Source organism: Billgrantia antri, from assembly GCF_017868935.1.
GTDB lineage: Bacteria > Pseudomonadota > Gammaproteobacteria > Pseudomonadales > Halomonadaceae > Halomonas > Halomonas antri.
In genome coordinates this window covers 884,766-902,250 of the sequence record NZ_CP053383.1, presented here as the reverse complement: position 1 = coordinate 902,250, position 17,485 = coordinate 884,766, and the positions used below count along the sequence as shown (strand labels likewise).

The following is a 17,485-nucleotide window of genomic DNA, read 5'->3' as shown; positions in this document are numbered from 1 at the left end:
CGGCCACGATCCGCCTTCACGATGCCATGCGAGAGGCCCGATGTCCGATACGCCCCTGCCCCAGCCCCTGCTCGAGGACGACGAACTCGAGCGCCTCGACGAGTTTCTCGACTCCGAGCGCGTCGACCCCGATGCCCTGGACCTGATCTCGGCCCATGGCTTTCTCGTCGCCCTGGCCGTGGCGCCTCGTGAGATCGAAGCCACCACCTGGGTGGCCGAGCTGTTCCACGGCGAACCGGCCTTTGCCGACGCTGCTGAACGCAGTGAGATCCTAGGCCTGCTGGAGAAACTTCGCGGCAACGCCATCGACACCCTGGAACAGGGCGGCCTGCCCGAACTGCCCTTCGAACTGACCCTGGACGGTACGGCCCCGGAAGAGACGCCTATCGGCGACTGGTGCGCCGGCTTCATGGAAGGCGTATTCCTCGACGAAGCCGCCTGGTTCGAACAGGACGAAGAGACGGTCGCCACCCTGCTGCTGCCCTTCATGGCGCTTTCGGCTCTGTTCGACGACGAACCCGACATGGCCGACATGACGGCGGACACTGCTCGCCTGGAATCGCTGGCCGGACAACTGCCGGACCTGGTGCTGGATCTCTACCTGCACTACCGCGTGCCTCCGGAGACGCCCAAGCCCATGCCGCGCAAGAAGAAGCCCGCCGGCCGCAGCCCCGGCAAGGGCAAACCGGGCGGCAAGCGCTAATAGGGTGATCAACAACGGGAGGGTACATCGATGATGGGGTCACGCCGTATGGCCAAGCGCAATTGGCCGTCACCGTAGCCGCGTCAGCCAGGCATCGAAGCTGCCGAACAGCCACTCCTTGAAGCGCTGCCAGCGCGGGCGCCGCACCCAGGCCCGGTAGGTGATCTCGTGGCTGGCGGCGAAGTTGCGCTCGAACAGTGCGGCCACCTCGCCGGCGAAGCGGGTGTCTTCCACCTCCTGGTTGGCCTCCAGGTTCCAGTGCAGGCTCCAGTGGTCGAAATTGCACGAGCCCAGGCTCGACCACTGGTCGACCAGCGAGAACTTGGCATGGATGAAGGTGGGCTGGAACTCGAAGATGCGCACGCCGGCGCGCAGCAGGCGCCGGTAGAAGCGCTGGCCGGCATAGCGCACCCAGGGGTGGTCGTGGCCCTGGCCGGGCAGCAACAGGCGCACATCGACGCCGCGGCGAGACGCACGGGCCAAGCGCATGCGCAGGCTGAAGGTGGGCACGAAATAGGGCGTGCACAGCCAGATGCGGCGCTGGGCAGACGACACCCGGCCATACAGCGAGTGGCGGATGGCCTGGTAGCGATAGCCCTGCCCCCACACCACGCGGCCACGCATGGCGTGGTAGTCCTCATGTGGGTGGAACCCGAGCTGCAAGTGGCGTACCAGAGCCGCATCGCCGGCGCCGCGCGTCATCGGCGAATCCCATACCCGCGAGAACAGCCGTACCCAATCGGCGACGACCGGTCCTTCGATCCGCACCGCGACCTCGTACCAGGCCTCGAGGAACTCGTCCACCGCACCGAAGCCGCCGGTGAAGGCGACCTGCCCGTCGACCACCACCAGCTTGCGATGATCGCGGGTCAGGTTGCGGGTCAGCGAACGCAGCCCCAGCGGGTTGAACAGCCGCAGTGCCACACCGGCCTCCTCCAGGCGCCGGCGGTCCTCCCCACCAAGCCCCATGGCCCCGTAGGCGTCCAGCATCAGCGCGACCGTCACGCCACGCTGAGCGGCCCGGCACAGCGCATCGATCAGCGCCGTGGCCAGCTGCCCCGACTCCATCAGGTAGAGTTCGACGAGGATCGAGCGGCGCGCCTCTTCCATGGCCGCGAACATCGCCGGCAGAAAGCGCGACGACTCCGCCAGAAGCTCGAACCGATTGCCATCCCGCCACACGCCATGCATGGCTGCCTCCCGTCTCCTTGCCTTACCTGATTGACGCACGTTTTGCCCATCAAGGGAAAGCACCTGACCCGCCCAGGGCAGCATGGCTATACTGGCCCCTCGGTTCGACGTCGAGGCAATCGGATGGCCCTAACCCATACTCTGTTCGCTGCACTTCGCGCCCCATTGAAGGGCTTGATCAAGGCCTGGGTCGGGACCCGCCTCATCGAGCCCGAGCCCAGCGACCTGTCCCTCGACCCGTCGCTCCCCACCCTCTACGTGCTGCCCCACCCGGCGCTTTCCGACGCCTTGTTGCTCGACGTGCTGTGCCAGCGCCATGGGCTGCCATCGGCACGAGGCAGGATCCGTTTGCAGGCTCTCGATCTCCCGGCCAGTGTCGCACTGCCTGTCAGGCAACGCCGGCTATGGCGCCGCAGCCGTGCCCTGGAGGCCCCTTTCCACCAGGCCCTGGCATACCTCGCTGACAATCCCGAGGCCGATATCCAACTGGTTCCGGTGAGCGTGTTCTGGGGGCGGGCACCGGGCAAGCGTTTCGGCTTCTGGCACCTTCTGGCGGCCGACAGCTGGCAGCTGACAGGCAAGCTACGCCGGGCGCTGTCGGTGCTGGTCAACGGCAAGAGCGTCGAGGTGCACTTCGGCGCGCCGCTCGAGCTTCGCGACCTGCTGGACGAGCGCGGGCCCGCCGTGGCCAATCGCAAGAGCGCCCGCCTGCTGCGCGTTCACTTCCGGCGCATGCGCACGCGCGTACTGGGTCCTGACCTCTCCCACCGCCGCACGCTGATCGAAGGCGTGGCCACCAGCCCCGAGGTGCGACGCGTCATCGGCGAGCTGGCACCGGCCGAGAAGCGTTCGCCGGAGCGTTTACAGCGGCGAGCCCTGCGCTACGGTCGCGAGATCGCCTCGAACATGACCTACCCGGTGCTGCGCTTCATGGACGGCCTGCTGCGCCGACTGTGGAATCGGCTGTATGACGGCGTCGAGGTACGCGGCCTCGAGCGGGTCAAGGCGCTGGCCGGCGACCATACGCTGGTCTACGTGCCCTGTCACCGCAGCCATATCGATTACCTGCTGCTCTCCTACGTGCTCTACCGCGACGGCCTGATGCCGCCGCACATCGCCGCCGGGCGCAACCTCGACATGCCGCTGATCGGCCCGCTGCTGCGCCGCGGCGGGGCCTTCTTCCTGCGCCGCAGCTTCCGCGACAAGCCGCTCTATGCAGCCGTCTTCAACGAGTACCTGCATCGCCTGCTGGAGCGCGGTCACCCGCTGGAGTACTTCATCGAGGGCGGCCGCTCGCGCAGCGGGCGCATGCTTACGCCGCGCCCCGGCATGCTGTCGATGACGCTGCGTTCGTTTCGCCGCAGCGCAGCAGGCAGCAGCCCCCCCCGGCTCGCCTTCGTGCCCGTTTATGTCGGCTACGAGCGCATCATCGAGAGCGCCAGCTACCAGCGCGAGCTGCGCGGCGGCAAGAAGCGCAAGGAATCCCCGCTGGCCCTGCTGCGGGTCCTCGGCAAGTTGCGCCAGCCGTTCGGCAAGGTCGCGGTCAATGTCGGTGAGCCGCTGCCACTCGGCGCTTGGCTGGAAGACACCACACCGGGCTGGAGGGACGACCTCGCTCAGGCCAAGCCAGCCTGGCTCAACCAGGCCGTGCCGCGGCTGGGCGACGAGCTGGCCCGGCGTATCAACGCCGCGGCGGCACTCAATCCTGTCAATCTGGTGGCACTGGTTCTGCTGGCCACGCCGCATCACGCCATCGAAGCCAGCCTGATGTCGCGCCAGCTCGCTCTGCTGACGGCGCTGCAGCGTCACAGCCCCGGAGGGCAGAACGTCAGCCTGCCCCAAGGCGAACCCGACGAGTGGATCGGTGAGGTCGTGTCACTGGGGATGGTCGAGCGCCGCCCCCATGCGCTGGGCGACATCGTGACGGCGACGGCGGAGCAGGCCAGTCTGCTGGTGTGGTACCGCAACAACGTCCTGCACCTCTTCGCCCTGGCCGGCCTGACCGCCTTCGCCTTCCGCCATGCACCGCGTCATGATCTCGATAGCCTGCAGGCGCAGCTCGGCCCCCCCTGGCCGATTCTGGCGCGGGAGCTGTTCCTCGACCCGGTGGCACTGCCCCAGGCCTTGCCCGCCATGCTCGACGCGCTTTGCCAGCAGGGCCTGCTGCACCGTCATGCCGACGCTTGGCAACGGCCCGCGGCACTGGAGGCCGGCGAGCAACTTCGCCTATTGGCGAGGCTGATGCAGCCCTCGCTGGAGCGCGGCTACCTGCTCCTTGCGCTGCTGCTCAGCCAGCCGGCCGGCACTCTGGGGCGCAACGCCCTCGCCGAGCGCAGCCAGCAACTGACCGAGCGTCTGGCCTTGCTAACCGGCCGCGATGCGCCGGAGTTCTTCGACCACAAGCTGTTCGCCAGCCTGATCGAAAGCCTGGAAGCCGAAGGCTGGATCTGGGAGCAGGATGAACGTCTATGGTTCGACGAGCGGCTGCGCAGCGCCGCGCAGCGCACCGGCGAGCTGTACGATCCGGCGTTGCGGCACCGACTGCAGCTCGTCAGCCACGGATAGGGAAACACATAGTCAATGCTTCTGGAGCGAATCGCTGCGTTTCGCTTCATCTCGCTCGCCCATTGCTGAGCGCTTTCCAGTAACGCTTGAGGGCAATTTACTTAGTAGCTTTAGGCCTTGAGCGAGCGGTGGACGTAGAGGTCGTAGCGGCTGGTCTTGCCTTCGATGACGTGCTGCGGTGCCCGGCCCTGGATGGGTGGCGCCTTGCGCGGGCGCTTGACCACCACGCGGTGGGTGGCAACGTCCAGTGCCGCCTCGAGTAGCCGCGGCGCGTCGTCATCGTCGCCGGCGAGCTCGCGGAACAGGCGCATCTCTTTTTTGACCAGCGCCGATTTCTCCCGATGGGGAAACATGGGGTCGAGATGGATCACTTGAGGCGCCACCGGGCTGGCAGCGACCAACGCGGCGAGTTCGCGGGTGGCATCGCCATGCGCCAAGTGCATGCGGGCGACGATCGCTGCCGCCTCGGGGTCATCGGCGGCACGTGCCAGGCCGTCCTCCAGCAGGGCGTAAATCGCCGTCACGCGTTCGATCAGCAGTATTTCGGCCCCGAGGCTGGCCAGCACGAAGGCATCGCGCCCCAGGCCGGCGGTAGCGTCAATCACGTTCGGGGTAATGCCTGAAGCAAGGCCGCAGGCACGGGCGATGAGCTGGCCGCGGCCACCACCGAAGCGGCGCCGATGCGCGGCCCGGCCTTCGGCGAAGTCGACCCGCAGCGGCTTGCCGTAGCGAGCCGGGTCGCCCGCCAGCACCAGCGCATCCCCTTCGCGCAGAAGCTCGAGTCCGTCGCTCACCTGGCCCGAACGCGCACTGACGAAGCTCATTTGCCCTTCTGCCACGCCACCTGATCGCGTAGGTAGATCGGCTGGCTTTCATGGGCGGCAGGGCGAATACCCTGCGCATGGTCCCGGGCGGCCAACAGCACCATCTCCTCGGCCGCCGGCTCGGCTTCGACGTCGCGCTGGGTGACACTCGACTGCACCTCGGTCGGCATCTGCTCCCACAATGACCAGCCGGAGCCAATGCCGTACCACCCGACCCGCTCGGCCATCTCAGGCAGTTGAAGTCGCTGAGGTGGCATGACCCCCTCCTCGCGCAGCGCCTCGATCGCCCCATCTTGGCAACGCCAGGCGGCGACGTAGATCTCGCCCATACGTGCGTCCATGGCAGTAACGACATATTCGACGCCGTGACGCCGATGTGCCGCCAAAGCCAGCGCCTCGAGCGTCGACACGCCGAGCAGCGGCAGGTCCAGGCCGTAGGCCAACCCTTGGGCCGTGCCGGCGGCGATGCGCAGCCCGGTGAAGGAGCCGGGGCCACGACCGTAGGACACGGCGTCCAGCTCGGCGGCGGTCACGCCCGCCTCGGCCAGCACCTCGTCGACCATCGGCAGCAGCCGGCGGGTATGTTCGCGGGGGGTCAGGGCAAAACGGGACACCAGCCTCGGTTCGCCGCCACCACGCTGGATCAGCAGGGCGGCGGAGCAGGCGCTGGAGGAGGCATCGAGGGCCAGCAGGTTCGGCATAGGAAAGCGTCGGGTCAGGGCATGGGCGGACCATTATACGCCGCCGCGTGACGCGGGACGATGGCCCATGACGACGATGGCCCGCCGAAGCGGGCCATCAGGACTGGTCGGTACCCCGGATCAGCCTTCGAGCGCTTGGATCACCTTGCGCGTGATCTCGTCGACGCTGCCGACCCCTTCGACGCGGTGGTAGGCGGGCGCCACGTCCGGAGCCTCCGCGGCCCACTGCTGGTAGTAGTCCACCAGCGGAGCCGTCTGCTCGTGGTACACCCCCAGGCGATTGCGTACGGTGGACTCACGGTCGTCGTCGCGCTGGATCAGCGGCTCGCCGGTAACGTCGTCCTTGCCTTCCTCCCTGGGCGGATTGTACTCGACGTGGTAGACCCGGCCGGAGCTCGGGTGCACCCGGCGCCCCGCCAGACGCTTGACGATCTCTTCATCCGCCACGGCGATCTCGAGCACATGGTCGATCTTGACCCCCGCATCCTTCATGGCATCGGCCTGGGGAATGGTGCGCGGGAACCCGTCGAACAGGAAGCCATTTTCGCAGTCGGGCTGGGCGATGCGCTCCTTGACCAGAGAAATGATCAGATCGTCGGACACCAGGCCTCCGCTGGTCATGATCTCCTTGACCTTCAGGCCCAGCTCGCTGCCCTCCTTGACGGCAGCACGCAGCATGTCGCCGGTGGAGATCTGCGGAATCTTGTAGCGCTCGCAGATGAACTGGGCCTGGGTACCCTTGCCGGCACCCGGCGCGCCCAACAGGATCAAACGCATCTAGCTGCTCCTTGAGAGAGTGGGAATTCTTGTGAGTAAACGGAATGTCATGAACGATAACCGCGGCGACGAGATCAGACAACCGCAAGCTACCGAAAAGCCTCGCCTATCCGCCTAAAGCTGCTGCTTTTTCAGTCAATTAAGGTCGGGTAGCACTTTGGTCTTCCTTGCCTAAAGTGGTGTGCACAAAAACCGACGGCGCCCCGCAGGACGCCGTCGGCACTGCTTCCGACTAGCACATCACAGCAACATGCGCCGGATATCGCTCAGCGCCGCCGCCAGGAAGGCGGTGAAGCGCGCGGCATCGGCGCCATTGACGGCCCGGTGGTCGTAGGAGAGCGACAGCGGCATCATCAGCCGCGGCTCGAAGTCGGCACCGTTCCACACCGGCTTCATCTGCGCCTTGGAGACGCCGAGGATGGCAACTTCCGGGGCGTTGACGATCGGCGTGAAGGCGGTACCGCCGATGGAGCCCAGGCTCGAGATGGTGAAGCAGCCTCCGGTCATCTCTTCGCGCTTGAGCTTCTTCGACTGTGCCTTGCCGGCCAGTTCCACGCTCTCCTTGGCCAGGTCGATCAGCGACTTCTTGTCGGCGTCGCGGATCACCGGCACCATCAGACCGTCCGGCGTGTCCACGGCAACGCCGATATGGACGTACTTCTTCCATACCAGGGTCTCGCCGTCGCTCTTCAGGCTGACGTTGAACTGCGGGAACTTGCGCAGGGCGAAGGCGCACGCCTTGATCAGGAACGGCAGCGGCGTGAGCTTGGCGCCCTGGGCCTCGGCCTCGGCCTTCATCGACTTGCGGAAGGCCTCCAGCTCTGTGATGTCGGCCTCGTCGAACTGGGTGACGTGGGGCACGTTGAGCCAGCTGCGATGCAGGTTGGTGGCGCCCATCTTGAGCAGGCGCCCCATCGGCTTCTCTTCGATCTCGCCGAACTGGCTGAAGTCCTGGTCCGGCACCGGCGGGATGCCCGCACCGCCACTTGCCGCCGGCGCGGCAGCAGGCGCCTTGGCCTGGCCTGCCATCACCTGCTTGACGTAGGCGTGGACGTCCTCCTTGAGCACGCGTTCCTTGGGACCGCTGGGCTTGACCAGCCCCAGGTCGACGCCCAGCTCACGGGCCAGCATGCGCACCGCGGGGCCGGCGTGAACCAGCTTGCCGTCGCGCGGCTTGTGAGCCGCCATCTGCGCCTCGGGGCTCGGCGTGCCGGCCGGGGTCGGAGAAGGCTTGTCGGCCTTGGCCGAGGATGACGCCGCGGCTTTTTGCTCGGCCGGCTTGTCGGCCTTCTTCGGCGCCGGCTTGCTGCCTGCCACTTCGATATAGCCGATCAGGTCGCCCTCGGAGACGGTGTCGCCCTCCTTGACGGTGAGTTCGATCAGCTTGCCCTTGTAGGGGCTCGGCACGTCCATGGAGGCCTTGTCGGACTCCAGCGTGATCAGCGGGTCTTCCTCGTCGACCTCGTCGCCGGCGCTGACGGCGATCTCGATGACCGGCACGTCGCTCGAGCCGGAGAGGTCGGGCACGCGGATCTCCTTGCGCTCGGGTTCGCCGCTCGTCGCCTCTTCCTCGGCCGGCGCCTCGGCCTGTTCGGCGGGCTCGTCAGTGCTCTCGACGGCTTCCGGCTCGGCCTCATCGCCGCCTTCGCCGGCGATTTCCATGGTACCGATCACGTCGCCCTCGGAGACGGTGTCGCCCTCCTTGACGGTGAGGGACACCAGCTTGCCGCTATAGGGGCTCGGCACGTCCATGGAGGCCTTGTCGGACTCCAGCGTGATCAGCGGGTCTTCCTCGTTGACCTCGTCGCCTTCGGAGACCGTCACTTCGATCACCTCGACGTCTTCCGAGCCGCCCAGGTCGGGCACCTTGACCTCGACAGTACGCTTGCCGCCGCCGGAGGCTTTCTTGGCCGCCGGCTTCTCTTCGGCGGACTGGGACTCCTTGGGCGCCTCTTCTTGCTTGGCCTCGGCTTTCTCTTGGCCTGCGGCGTCATCGCTACCGCCGCCCTCCACCTCGAGCTCGACGATGTCGTCGCCCTCGGAGACGGTGTCGCCCTCCTTCACCAGTACACGGACCACCTTGCCGCCCTTGGGCGAGGGTACGTCCATGCTGGCCTTGTCGGACTCCAGCGTGATCAGCGTGTCCTCGGGCTCGATGACATCGCCTTCGGATACGGCGATTTCGATGATCTCGACATCTTCGCTGCCGCCGATGTCTGGAACTTTGATGATTTCGCTACTCAAGGTCGCGCTCCTTCCAAATCGTGCCTGGAACAGGCGGGCCCAGGCCCGCCTGGCCACCGGATCAGCTGGTCAGCGGGTTGGGCTTGTTGGGATCGATGCCATACTTCTTGATCGCCTCGGCGACGACCTTGCGATCCAGCTCGCCGCGGTCGGCCAGCGCCTTGAGCGACGCCACGGTGACGAAGTAGCGATCGACCTCGAAGAAGTGGCGCAGCTTCTCGCGGGTGTCGGAGCGGCCGTAGCCGTCGGTTCCCAGTACATGGTAGTCGGTCGGTACCCAGGCGCGGACCTGGTCGGCGAACAGACGCATGTAATCGGTGGAGGCGATGGCCGGCCCCTTGCGCCCTTCCAGGCAGCGGGTGACGTGCGGCTTGACCGTCTCCTCGGCGGCGTTGACGAACGCCTCACGCTCGAGCAGCAGGGCCTCGCGCCGCAGCTCGTTGAAGCTGGTCACGCTCCATACGTCGGCGCCCACGCCCCACTCCTCGGCGAGCATCTGCGCGGCGGCTTCCACCTCACGCAGGATGGTGCCGGAGCCGAGCAGCTGCACGTGCCCCTTGTCGCCCTGGTGCTCGCGCAGCAGGTACATGCCCTTGATGATGTCTTCGGCCGGTACGTTCTCGAGCTCGGGATGCTCGTAGTTCTCGTTCATCACCGTCAGGTAGTAGAAGCAGTTCTCCTTGTCGGCGAACATGCGCTTCAGACCGTCCTGGACGATCACCGAGACCTCATGGGCGTAGGTGGGGTCGTAGCTGCGGCAGTTGGGGATCATCGCCGCCTGCAGGTGGCTGTGGCCATCCTGGTGCTGCAGGCCCTCGCCGTTGAGCGTGGTGCGCCCGGCGGTGCCGCCGACCAGGAAGCCCCGCGCCTGCAGGTCGCCGGCGGCCCAGGCCAGGTCGCCGATGCGCTGGAAGCCGAACATCGAGTAGTAGATGTAGAACGGCAGCAGCGGCAGGTTGTGGTTGCTGTAGGACGTCGCCGCGGCGATCCACGCCGACATGGCGCCGGCCTCGGTGATGCCCTCCTCGAGGATCTGACCCTTCTTGTCCTCGCGGTAGAACATGATCTGGCCCTTGTCGACGGGCTCGTACTTCTGGCCTTCGGAGGTATAGATACCGAGCTGGCGGAACATGCCCTCCATGCCGAAGGTACGCGCCTCGTCGGGCACGATCGGCACTACCTGCTGACCGATCTTCTTGTCCTTCACCAGGCCATTGAGGATACGCACGAAGGCCATGGTGGTGGAGATCTCACGCCCCTTGGAACCGGCCAGCTGGGTGGCGAAGGTCTTGTCCTCGAGAGTGGGGATCGTCAACGCCTGGAAATCGCTGCGCCGCTGAGGCAGGTAGCCGCCCAGGCGCTCGCGCTGCAGGTGCATGTACTTGAGCTCGGGCGAGTCGTCGTCCGGCTTGTAGTACGGCACTTCCTTGAGCTGCTCGTCGGTCAGCGGAATGCCGAAGCGATCGCGGAACTTGCGCAGCGCCTCGTATTCCATGGTCTTGACCTGGTGGGCTTCCATGGACGCCTCACCCTCGCCGCTGCCCATGCCGTAGCCCTTGACGGTATGCGCCAGGATCACGGTGGGGCGGCCGTTGGCGTTGTTCACCGCCTCGTGGTAGGCCGCGTAGACCTTGAACGGGTCGTGGCCGCCGCGGTTCAGGCGCCAGATGTCCTCGTCGGACATGTCCTTGACCATCTCGGCGGTTTCGGGGTACTTGCCGAAGAAATGCTCACGGGTGTAGCCACCGTCGATGGCCTTGTAGTTCTGGTACTCGCCGTCGACCGCCTCGTCCATGCGCTTCTGCAGGATGCCCTTCTTGTCCTTCTCGAACAGCGGATCCCACAGCCGGCCCCAGACCACCTTGAGCACGTTCCAGCCGGCGCCGCGGAAGACGCCCTCGAGCTCGTCCATGATACGGCCGTTGCCGCGTACCGGGCCGTCCAGGCGCTGCAGGTTGCAGTTGATGACGAAGATCAGGTTGTCGAGCTTCTCGCGGCTGGCCAGGTGGATGGCACCCAGCGACTCCGGCTCGTCGCACTCGCCGTCGCCCATGAAGCACCAGATCTTGCGATCGTGCATGTTCCTCAGCTCGCGCGAGTCGAGGTACTTCATCACGTGAGCCTGGTAGATCGCCTGGATCGGCCCCAGGCCCATGGAGACGGTGGGGAACTGCCAGAAGTCCGGCATCAGCCAGGGGTGCGGGTAGGAGGAGAGGCCGTCGCCGTCGACTTCCTGGCGATACTTGTCCATCTGCGCCTCGGTCAGGCGTCCTTCGAGATAGGCGCGGGCATACACGCCCGGGGCCACGTGCCCCTGGATGTAGACCAGATCGCCCTCGAAGTCACCGTTGGGCGCGCGGAAGAAATGGTTGAAGCCGACGTCGTAGAGCGTGGCGGCTGACATGAAGCTGGCGATGTGGCCGCCGAGCCCGGGATTGGCGCGGTTGTTGCGAATCACCTGGGCGATGGCGTTGTAGCGAATCAGCGAGCGGATACGCCGTTCCATGAACAGGTCACCCGGCATCGGTGCCTCACGATGCACCGGGATGGTGTTGCGATGCGGCGTCGTCACCGAGAAGGGTGCCTGCATGCCGTCGCGGCGCAGCCGGTCGGCCAGGCGCGTCAGCAGGTACCGGGCGCGTTCCTCGCCCTCACGATCCAGGACCGATTCCAGGGAATCCAGCCATTCCGTGGTTTCGACCGGATCGAAATCTTCTCTTGCCTCCAGACTCATAGACGTCTCTCCGAGTGACAATGTGATGTCAGGTCGCCCCTGCGTGCTTGGACGCCGAAGCAAGTGTTGCTACTGACCATCAGGGGAATGTCAGGCCGCGACGCGGCTGTTGTAGTCATTTTACAGAAGCGTATGCAACGAATGGCGTAGAACATACCGTAAAGTGGCCTTCCTGCCAATCTCGGGGGAATGGAATTTTTTTCCACATTCTGAATAGTGCATTGCAACACAAGCTGTTACGCGCCCTCCCGATAGTTTCAGCCGAAAATATCTCGGTTGTAATAAAACTACCGTATGATTACTTCCACCCCACCTTGCCCCACTTCGCATCGATCATCCCAACGTCTTGAGACACTGACGAAAATAGGCCCAGTCGAAGGCCGCGCCGGGATCGCTCTTGCGCAGTGGAGCGACTCGCGCATGGCTGGTGATACGCGCGAAGTTCATGTCAGGGTAGTTCACCTTGAGCGCCTTCATGACCGCAGCAAGCGCCCGATACTGAGCCTCGCGATAGGCATGAACCTCGTCACCCTCCAGTTCGATGCCCACGGTGAAATCGTTCAGCGCCCGCCGCACCCGTCCCCGATCGATCCAGCAGGAACGACCGGCGTGCCAGGCACGCCGGTCGAAAGACACGAACTGCACGCACTCGCCGTCGCGTCGAATCAGCACATGAGCGGACACCCTCAGCTGGGTGATGCCGGAAAAATAAGGGTGCGCCGAGGCGTCCAGCGTGTTGGTGAACAGCCGCTCGATGTATTCGCCGCCGAACTGGCCGGGCGGCAGGCTGATCGAATGCAGCACTACCGCCGATACCTCCCCCGCCGGACGCGCGTCCTGGTTGGGCGACGGCACACGCCGTACCTCGGCCAGCCATCCTTCCTCGATTCTCATCTCGTTCCCCTGACGTGCTGGTGCTGGATTCCCTATAATGACGGTCCCGATGCTCCATGAACATGAAAAGGCCCGCCATGCATTATCAGGACGCCCTTGCCGAAGCGATCCGCGAAGCCGCCGCCCACCTGCTGGCCGAGGATGTCGGCCCCGGTGACATCACCGCGCAGCTGATCCCCGAAGCGCAGTGGGCCACCGCGCGAGTCATCACCCGCGAGCCGGCAGTCCTGTGCGGCATGGCCTGGGTCGAGGAGATCTACCGTCGCCTCGATCCGAGCATCACACTGCGCTGGAATGCCGCCGACGGCGATCGTCTGGAGGCAGGGCAATGCTTCCTGGAAGTCGAAGGCCCAGCCCGCCGGCTGCTGACCGGCGAGCGCGCCGCCCTCAATCTGCTGCAGACGCTCTCCGCCACAGCCACTCGCACGCGCCACTACGTCGATCTACTCGATGGCACCGGGGTGCGCCTGCTCGATACGCGCAAGACCCTGCCCGGCCTGCGCCTGGCGCAGAAGTACGCGGTTACCTGCGGCGGCGGGCACAACCACCGTATCGGGCTCTTTGATGCCTTCCTGATCAAGGAGAACCACATCGCCGCCTGCGGCAGCATCGCCGCCGCCGTGAAGGAGGCGCGCAGCATCGCCCGCGACCTGCCGGTGGAGGTGGAAGTGGAGAGCTTCGACGAACTCGATCAGGCGCTGGCGGCCGGCGCAGATATCGTCATGCTGGACAACTTCAGCCTGGAGGACATGCGCGAGGCGGTGAAGCGCACCGCGGGGCGCGCAACGCTGGAGGCTTCAGGCAACGTCGATGAAACCACCCTGCGCCAGATCGCCGAGACCGGCGTCGATTGCATTTCCAGCGGCGCCCTGACCAAGGACGTCAAGGCGATCGACCTGTCGATGCGTATCACGGCATTGGAAAAGCGCTAGGTTTCGATAGCCGCGAGGCGCTTCTCCAGGCGCCTTCGCTCGAGCCGAACGTCGCCGCGCGTTACCCATTCCGTGCCGAGATCCTGCCAGCCACGGCACAGCAGGCTCTCGGCCAGCATGCGGCTGGCATCGACGGTGGCACGACCATGACCGTGCTCGAGCAACATGCGCTCGGCATGTACCAGCAGGGTCGAGCCGATGCCGCGTCGCGCCAGTGAAGGCCATACATAGAGTGTCTGCACATGTCCCTTGGGAACGTCCAGCTCGAGGAAGCCGACACAGCGCCCGTCACAGGTGGCCATCAACGTCGTGTAGAGGGCCTGACGCGCGGCCCATACGCTGCCCTCACGCGGCATGGTCGCCGCCCACGCCTCACGCTCCGCCACGCTGTAGTGAGCGGCCGCACCCTGCATCACGGCATGATGGAAGACCTCGGCCTGATCGGCACCGTCACGGGCCCTGGCCTGGCGGTAGAGGATCCGCGGTGAGCCGCTCGTCGGGGAAGGCGCGTCGTTCGTCGTCATCGTTTCCATCTTCCCTGCCCTGCGTGATTGGACTCGGCATGCAGGTTACACAAGCTCGCCGCCGACGCCAATGGCGGGCATAATGCCTCCCCATGAACGCACCATCCTGTCCCGCCGCCGGCTACCCGATGCAGCCCATCGGCTACATCGAGAGCGACTTTCCCGATAAGTTCGGCATACCCCGCCAGCCCGGCCTGGCGTCGGCTGCCCATGCCGAGCTGATTCTCGCCTCTCCTTACGACGACCCCTTGGCGGTGCGCGGCCTCGAGGCCTTCAGCCACCTGTGGCTGACCTTCGTCTTTCACCACAGCCCCGAGCGCTGGACGCCGCTGGTGCGTCCGCCGCGCCTCGGCGGCAACGCCAAGGTCGGAGTCTTCGCCAGCCGCAGCACCCACCGCCCCAACCGCCTGGGACTGTCGCTGGTGGAACTCCTCGAGGTCGACACCCGCCGGGGGGTACGCCTGGTGCTGGGCGGCTGCGACCTGGTCAGCGGTACCCCGGTGCTCGACATCAAGCCCTACCTGCCCTGGGTCGAGGCGCGGCCCGAGGCACGGGCCGGCTACGCCCCCGAGGCGCCACCGCAGTTGGAGGTGCACTTCAGCGCCGAGGCCGAGGCGGCGCTGGACGAACGGGACGACGGTGACTCGCTGCGTGAACTGATCCGCCAGGTACTCGCCCAGGACCCTCGCCCGGCCTACCGTCAGGGCATAGAGGAGCGAATCTACGGTGTGCGCCTGCGCGACGTCGACGTGCGCTTCCAAGTAGAAAACCCAGCACTAGCGGGCAGGCCGAGAATGCACGTGACCCAAATCGTCAGTGAGAATTAGCATTTTACGGTCATTTACATGCCGCTATCGCTCATGCTCTTGGAATGATAATTGTCGATAACCTTTCGGTATTGACTCGGCGAGGCCCCGATATGGCGGCGAAAGAAGCGGGTGAAGTGCCCCTGTTCAGAGAATCCCAAGGATTCCGACAAGTTACCCAGGGTGCCAAAGCGATTGTCTGAGAGGCAGCGGAACGCCATCTGCATCTTGCCGATATTGGCAAACATCTGCGGTGTCATGCCGGTGTTCTGCTTGAACAGGGTAAAGAAATGCGCCCGGGAAAGACCGCACTGGCGGGCGATGCCTTCCATGTCCAGCTCCCCCTGGGGATGGTCGAGAATGAACTGGCTCGCCTGGCGAATTCGGCCATCGTAGAAATCACTGGCAACACCCACTCGTAGCCTGGCAAGGTGGCGCAGTTCGGAATGTTTCTCGGTGATCCCGATAAGCAAATTAAACAGCAGCTCTTCCAGAGTATTCTGGGGCACCAGCCCGAAGGAGAACATGGCATCGATCAGCAAGTCGGCATGATGCCGCATATGGGGGGTGAGTTCGATGCAGGGGCTGGAGAAGAAGTCGGGCCGGCCGCTGAGCGCCAAGCCGCGCTGCAAGGCCGCCAGCCAGCTCGGTTCGATGTAGAGAGCCAGGATCAGAGTATCAGCGGCACCGCTCTGGTGATCGTAGAAATGCGGCTCCCAGGCATTGATGAGCACCGCCGTCTTGTCGGTCAGCGGCAAGCGGTGATCACGCACGGAAAAGTAGGTATCCTCCCCGTAGACCTTGAGCAGCACATGGCATTCGGAATGCGCGTGGGGCACCAGCGACTCATCCATGTCCAGCAGGGCAACGCGACCAAACTCGCCATGCAAGATGCGGTGGGCACTCGACATGACGTCCTCGTCAGTGGAAGGTTAAATGCATCCTAGTAACCAGTCAGCGTACCATCTCTTCCTCGTGCGACGGCTGTAGCCAGACCAAAGTCGCATGGCAGGCCCCTCAGCGGCCATTACGCCTTGCCCAGTCGAGATCCCATGGACGGTCCACATCCTGCATGACGCCCGGGTCCTGAACCGCGATCTCGATGCAGTCAGCCCGATGTCGCCGCACCACGCTGCGAGCTCCCTCGTCGCCGGTCAACTGCTCGAGCGATCCCCAGAAACGTCGCCCGAACAACACCGGGTGCCCCCCTTGCCCCCGGTAGCAGGGCCGCACGATCGCCCTATCACTAGCCCTTGAGCACAATAGAGCGAAAGTATTCTCGCTCAACCAAGGCATATCGCCCAGCACCACTGCCACTGCCGCAGCCTGACTCTCGTTCCTGAGCACGCGGATACCGGCGGCAAGACTTTCCCCCATGCCCAGCTCTGCCATCTCAGCAACGATAGTGCCGATTTCCCTGGCAATGCCCAGTTGTATGGGATCGTCATCGATGCCCAGCACCACTCGAATATCGGCAAAGTGCGGGCGAAGGGTAGCCAACGTGGCCCCCAGCAGCGGCCCGCGCTTTGGCAGGTGCGCCAGGCGCTTGTCGCTGCCGAAACGACGCGCCCGGCCTGCCGCCAGTACCAAGGCGATGACGTCGTCAGAGGGCATCTCGCGCTCTTCCGTGGTAGACCCGCACGATATCCGCTACCACGGCCAAGGCGATCTCGGCCGGGGTCTTGCTGCCGATGTCGAGGCCGATCGGCATATGGATCCGCTCGATCTCTGCCTGGGACAGCCCTCCCGAGCGCATCAGCCGTGTGGCACGGGCATCCGAGGTCCGCTGTGACCCCATCACGCCGATGTAGAAGGCCTCGGTACGCACCGCCTCGATCATCGCCAGATCGTCGATGCGAGGATCATGGGTCAGGGCCACCACGGCCGTCGCGGCATGGCATCCCCCCGCCGCGATGTAGGCCGAAGGCAATTGCGGTACAATCGTCACGCCCTCGACGTGGACCCCCTCGCGTGCCTCCGAGCGGGGGTCGCAGACGATGACCTCATGACCCAACATCTTGGCGAAGCCGGCACAGGCCTCGGCCACCGGCGAGATGCCGGCCAGCAGCAGGCGCAACACGGGCCCGATACGGATGTCGACCGCCCCGGGGTGCCGTGCCACGCTCGGCCCTCCAGGCTCCTCCTCATTATCGGCCCGCACGGTGCCGGACTCGAGATCGACCCGACGCTTCAGCCGGCGCTGCCCCTGCAGGGCCTGGTGCAACGCCTCGAGGTGCGCCAGCCAGGCGGCGTCGGGGACACGGTGCTCGATCAGCACCTCGAGTACCCCACCACAGGGCAGGGCGAGGCGTCGGCTCTCCTCGCGACTTTCGCCATAGCGACGCAGGGACACCACCCGGCAAAAATCGCCGGCGATGAGCTCCGCGAGGAAGGCCTCCTCGACACAGCCACCGGACAGCGAGCCGACATACCGACCGTCGCGACGCGCCACCAGCATGGCACCGGGACCACGTGGCGCCGAGCCGTAGGTCGCCAGCACGGTGCACAGCCAGATGGGGTGGCCCTCGCGGACCCAGGCCAGTGCCTGGGTGATCACCTGATGATCGAGGTCACGCATCGCTCCGCCCTC

The 17,485-nt window shown here is 65.6% G+C and carries 15 protein-coding genes; 4 read left to right on the top strand and 11 right to left on the bottom strand.

Annotated elements, in window-relative coordinates:
- Positions 1-40: 40 nt before the first annotated feature.
- Positions 41-703: a YecA/YgfB family protein gene (locus tag HNO53_RS04295; RefSeq protein WP_209476540.1), complete on the top strand. Its 663-nt coding sequence runs from the start codon at positions 41-43 to the stop codon at positions 701-703.
- A gap of 69 nt (positions 704-772) precedes the next feature.
- Here the strand turns inward: HNO53_RS04295 and HNO53_RS04290 are convergent, their stop codons facing one another.
- A complete protein-coding gene (locus tag HNO53_RS04290) occupies positions 773-1,894 on the bottom strand; it encodes a phospholipase D-like domain-containing protein (protein ID WP_209476538.1) in 1,122 nt (373 codons plus the stop codon).
- A gap of 123 nt (positions 1,895-2,017) precedes the next feature.
- Here HNO53_RS04290 and plsB point away from each other — a divergent pair, with 123 nt between their 5' ends.
- Entirely contained in the window at positions 2,018-4,459 is a 2,442-nt protein-coding gene (gene plsB / locus HNO53_RS04285) for a glycerol-3-phosphate 1-O-acyltransferase PlsB (RefSeq protein WP_209476537.1), read from the top strand.
- Positions 4,460-4,569: 110 nt separating this feature from the next.
- Here the strand turns inward: plsB and HNO53_RS04280 are convergent, their stop codons facing one another.
- The 6 genes from HNO53_RS04280 to ampD form a co-directional block, all read right to left on the bottom strand.
- Positions 4,570-5,283: a class I SAM-dependent methyltransferase gene (locus tag HNO53_RS04280; RefSeq protein ID WP_209476535.1), complete on the bottom strand. Its 714-nt coding sequence runs from the start codon at positions 5,281-5,283 to the stop codon at positions 4,570-4,572.
- Positions 5,280-5,984 carry a tRNA (adenosine(37)-N6)-threonylcarbamoyltransferase complex dimerization subunit type 1 TsaB gene (gene tsaB / locus HNO53_RS04275; protein WP_209476533.1) on the bottom strand — a complete coding sequence of 235 codons (705 nt, stop codon included), beginning with the start codon at positions 5,982-5,984 and terminating at the stop codon, positions 5,280-5,282. Before tsaB ends, HNO53_RS04280 begins: the two co-directional genes overlap by 4 nt.
- A 120-nt stretch (positions 5,985-6,104) precedes the next feature.
- Complete coding sequence (adk, locus tag HNO53_RS04270) at positions 6,105-6,761, bottom strand: adenylate kinase (RefSeq protein ID WP_209476531.1); 657 nt, start codon at positions 6,759-6,761, stop codon at positions 6,105-6,107.
- Between the two features lie 240 nt (positions 6,762-7,001).
- Positions 7,002-9,005, bottom strand: coding sequence for a pyruvate dehydrogenase complex dihydrolipoyllysine-residue acetyltransferase (aceF, locus tag HNO53_RS04265; protein WP_209476529.1), 2,004 nt, complete (start codon positions 9,003-9,005; stop codon positions 7,002-7,004).
- A 61-nt stretch (positions 9,006-9,066) separates the two neighbouring features.
- Positions 9,067-11,739, bottom strand: a complete 2,673-nt coding sequence (gene aceE, locus HNO53_RS04260; protein WP_209476527.1) for a pyruvate dehydrogenase (acetyl-transferring), homodimeric type — start codon at positions 11,737-11,739, stop codon at positions 9,067-9,069.
- Positions 11,740-12,072: 333 nt separating this feature from the next.
- Entirely contained in the window at positions 12,073-12,633 is a 561-nt protein-coding gene (gene ampD, locus HNO53_RS04255; RefSeq protein WP_209476526.1) for a 1,6-anhydro-N-acetylmuramyl-L-alanine amidase AmpD, read from the bottom strand.
- A 77-nt stretch (positions 12,634-12,710) separates the two neighbouring features.
- On the opposite strand from ampD, the gene nadC reads away from it, so the two are divergent.
- Complete coding sequence (nadC, locus tag HNO53_RS04250) at positions 12,711-13,565, top strand: carboxylating nicotinate-nucleotide diphosphorylase (RefSeq protein ID WP_209478512.1); 855 nt, start codon at positions 12,711-12,713, stop codon at positions 13,563-13,565.
- Here nadC and HNO53_RS04245 read toward each other — a convergent pair.
- Entirely contained in the window at positions 13,562-14,098 is a 537-nt protein-coding gene (locus HNO53_RS04245) for a GNAT family N-acetyltransferase (protein ID WP_209476524.1), read from the bottom strand. The two genes, nadC and HNO53_RS04245, sit on opposite strands and share 4 nt — an antisense overlap.
- An 83-nt stretch (positions 14,099-14,181) precedes the next feature.
- On the opposite strand from HNO53_RS04245, the gene tsaA reads away from it, so the two are divergent.
- Positions 14,182-14,916 (top strand): tRNA (N6-threonylcarbamoyladenosine(37)-N6)-methyltransferase TrmO, encoded by a 735-nt coding sequence (tsaA, locus tag HNO53_RS04240; protein WP_242597539.1) that lies wholly within the window; start codon positions 14,182-14,184, stop codon positions 14,914-14,916.
- Between the two features lie 14 nt (positions 14,917-14,930).
- On the opposite strand, the gene HNO53_RS04235 is transcribed toward tsaA, so the two are convergent.
- The 3 genes from HNO53_RS04235 to HNO53_RS04225 all read right to left on the bottom strand — a co-directional run bounded on the left by HNO53_RS04235 (position 14,931) and on the right by HNO53_RS04225 (position 17,473).
- The gene (locus tag HNO53_RS04235) at positions 14,931-15,806 is read right to left on the bottom strand and encodes a helix-turn-helix transcriptional regulator (protein ID WP_209476523.1); all 876 of its coding nucleotides are present in this window, start codon (positions 15,804-15,806) and stop codon (positions 14,931-14,933) included.
- Between the two features lie 106 nt (positions 15,807-15,912).
- Positions 15,913-16,509, bottom strand: a complete 597-nt coding sequence (locus HNO53_RS04230; RefSeq protein WP_209476522.1) for a nucleotidyltransferase family protein — start codon at positions 16,507-16,509, stop codon at positions 15,913-15,915.
- A complete protein-coding gene (locus HNO53_RS04225; RefSeq protein WP_209476521.1) occupies positions 16,499-17,473 on the bottom strand; it encodes an XdhC family protein in 975 nt (324 codons plus the stop codon). The genes HNO53_RS04230 and HNO53_RS04225 overlap by 11 nt, the downstream gene beginning before the upstream one ends.
- Positions 17,474-17,485 lie beyond the last annotated feature (12 nt).

Excerpts from the sequence above, each read along its gene's own strand:
- HNO53_RS04295 (WP_209476540.1), top strand. The coding sequence starts at position 41 with ATGTCCGATACGCCCCTGCCCCAGCCCCTGCTCGAGGACGACGAACTC.
- HNO53_RS04245 (WP_209476524.1), bottom strand. The coding sequence starts at position 14,098 with ATGGAAACGATGACGACGAACGACGCGCCTTCCCCGACGAGCGGCTCA.
- aceE (WP_209476527.1), bottom strand. The coding sequence starts at position 11,739 with ATGAGTCTGGAGGCAAGAGAAGATTTCGATCCGGTCGAAACCACGGAA.
- plsB (WP_209476537.1), top strand. The coding sequence starts at position 2,018 with ATGGCCCTAACCCATACTCTGTTCGCTGCACTTCGCGCCCCATTGAAG.
- tsaB (WP_209476533.1), bottom strand. The coding sequence starts at position 5,984 with ATGCCGAACCTGCTGGCCCTCGATGCCTCCTCCAGCGCCTGCTCCGCC.
- nadC (WP_209478512.1), top strand. The coding sequence starts at position 12,711 with ATGCATTATCAGGACGCCCTTGCCGAAGCGATCCGCGAAGCCGCCGCC.
- HNO53_RS04230 (WP_209476522.1), bottom strand. The coding sequence starts at position 16,509 with ATGCCCTCTGACGACGTCATCGCCTTGGTACTGGCGGCAGGCCGGGCG.
- HNO53_RS04225 (WP_209476521.1), bottom strand. The coding sequence starts at position 17,473 with ATGCGTGACCTCGATCATCAGGTGATCACCCAGGCACTGGCCTGGGTC.
- adk (WP_209476531.1), bottom strand. The coding sequence starts at position 6,761 with ATGCGTTTGATCCTGTTGGGCGCGCCGGGTGCCGGCAAGGGTACCCAG.
- HNO53_RS04280 (WP_209476535.1), bottom strand. The coding sequence starts at position 5,283 with ATGAGCTTCGTCAGTGCGCGTTCGGGCCAGGTGAGCGACGGACTCGAG.
- HNO53_RS04290 (WP_209476538.1), bottom strand. The coding sequence starts at position 1,894 with ATGCATGGCGTGTGGCGGGATGGCAATCGGTTCGAGCTTCTGGCGGAG.
- tsaA (WP_242597539.1), top strand. The coding sequence starts at position 14,182 with ATGAACGCACCATCCTGTCCCGCCGCCGGCTACCCGATGCAGCCCATC.
- ampD (WP_209476526.1), bottom strand. The coding sequence starts at position 12,633 with ATGAGAATCGAGGAAGGATGGCTGGCCGAGGTACGGCGTGTGCCGTCG.
- HNO53_RS04235 (WP_209476523.1), bottom strand. The coding sequence starts at position 15,806 with ATGTCGAGTGCCCACCGCATCTTGCATGGCGAGTTTGGTCGCGTTGCC.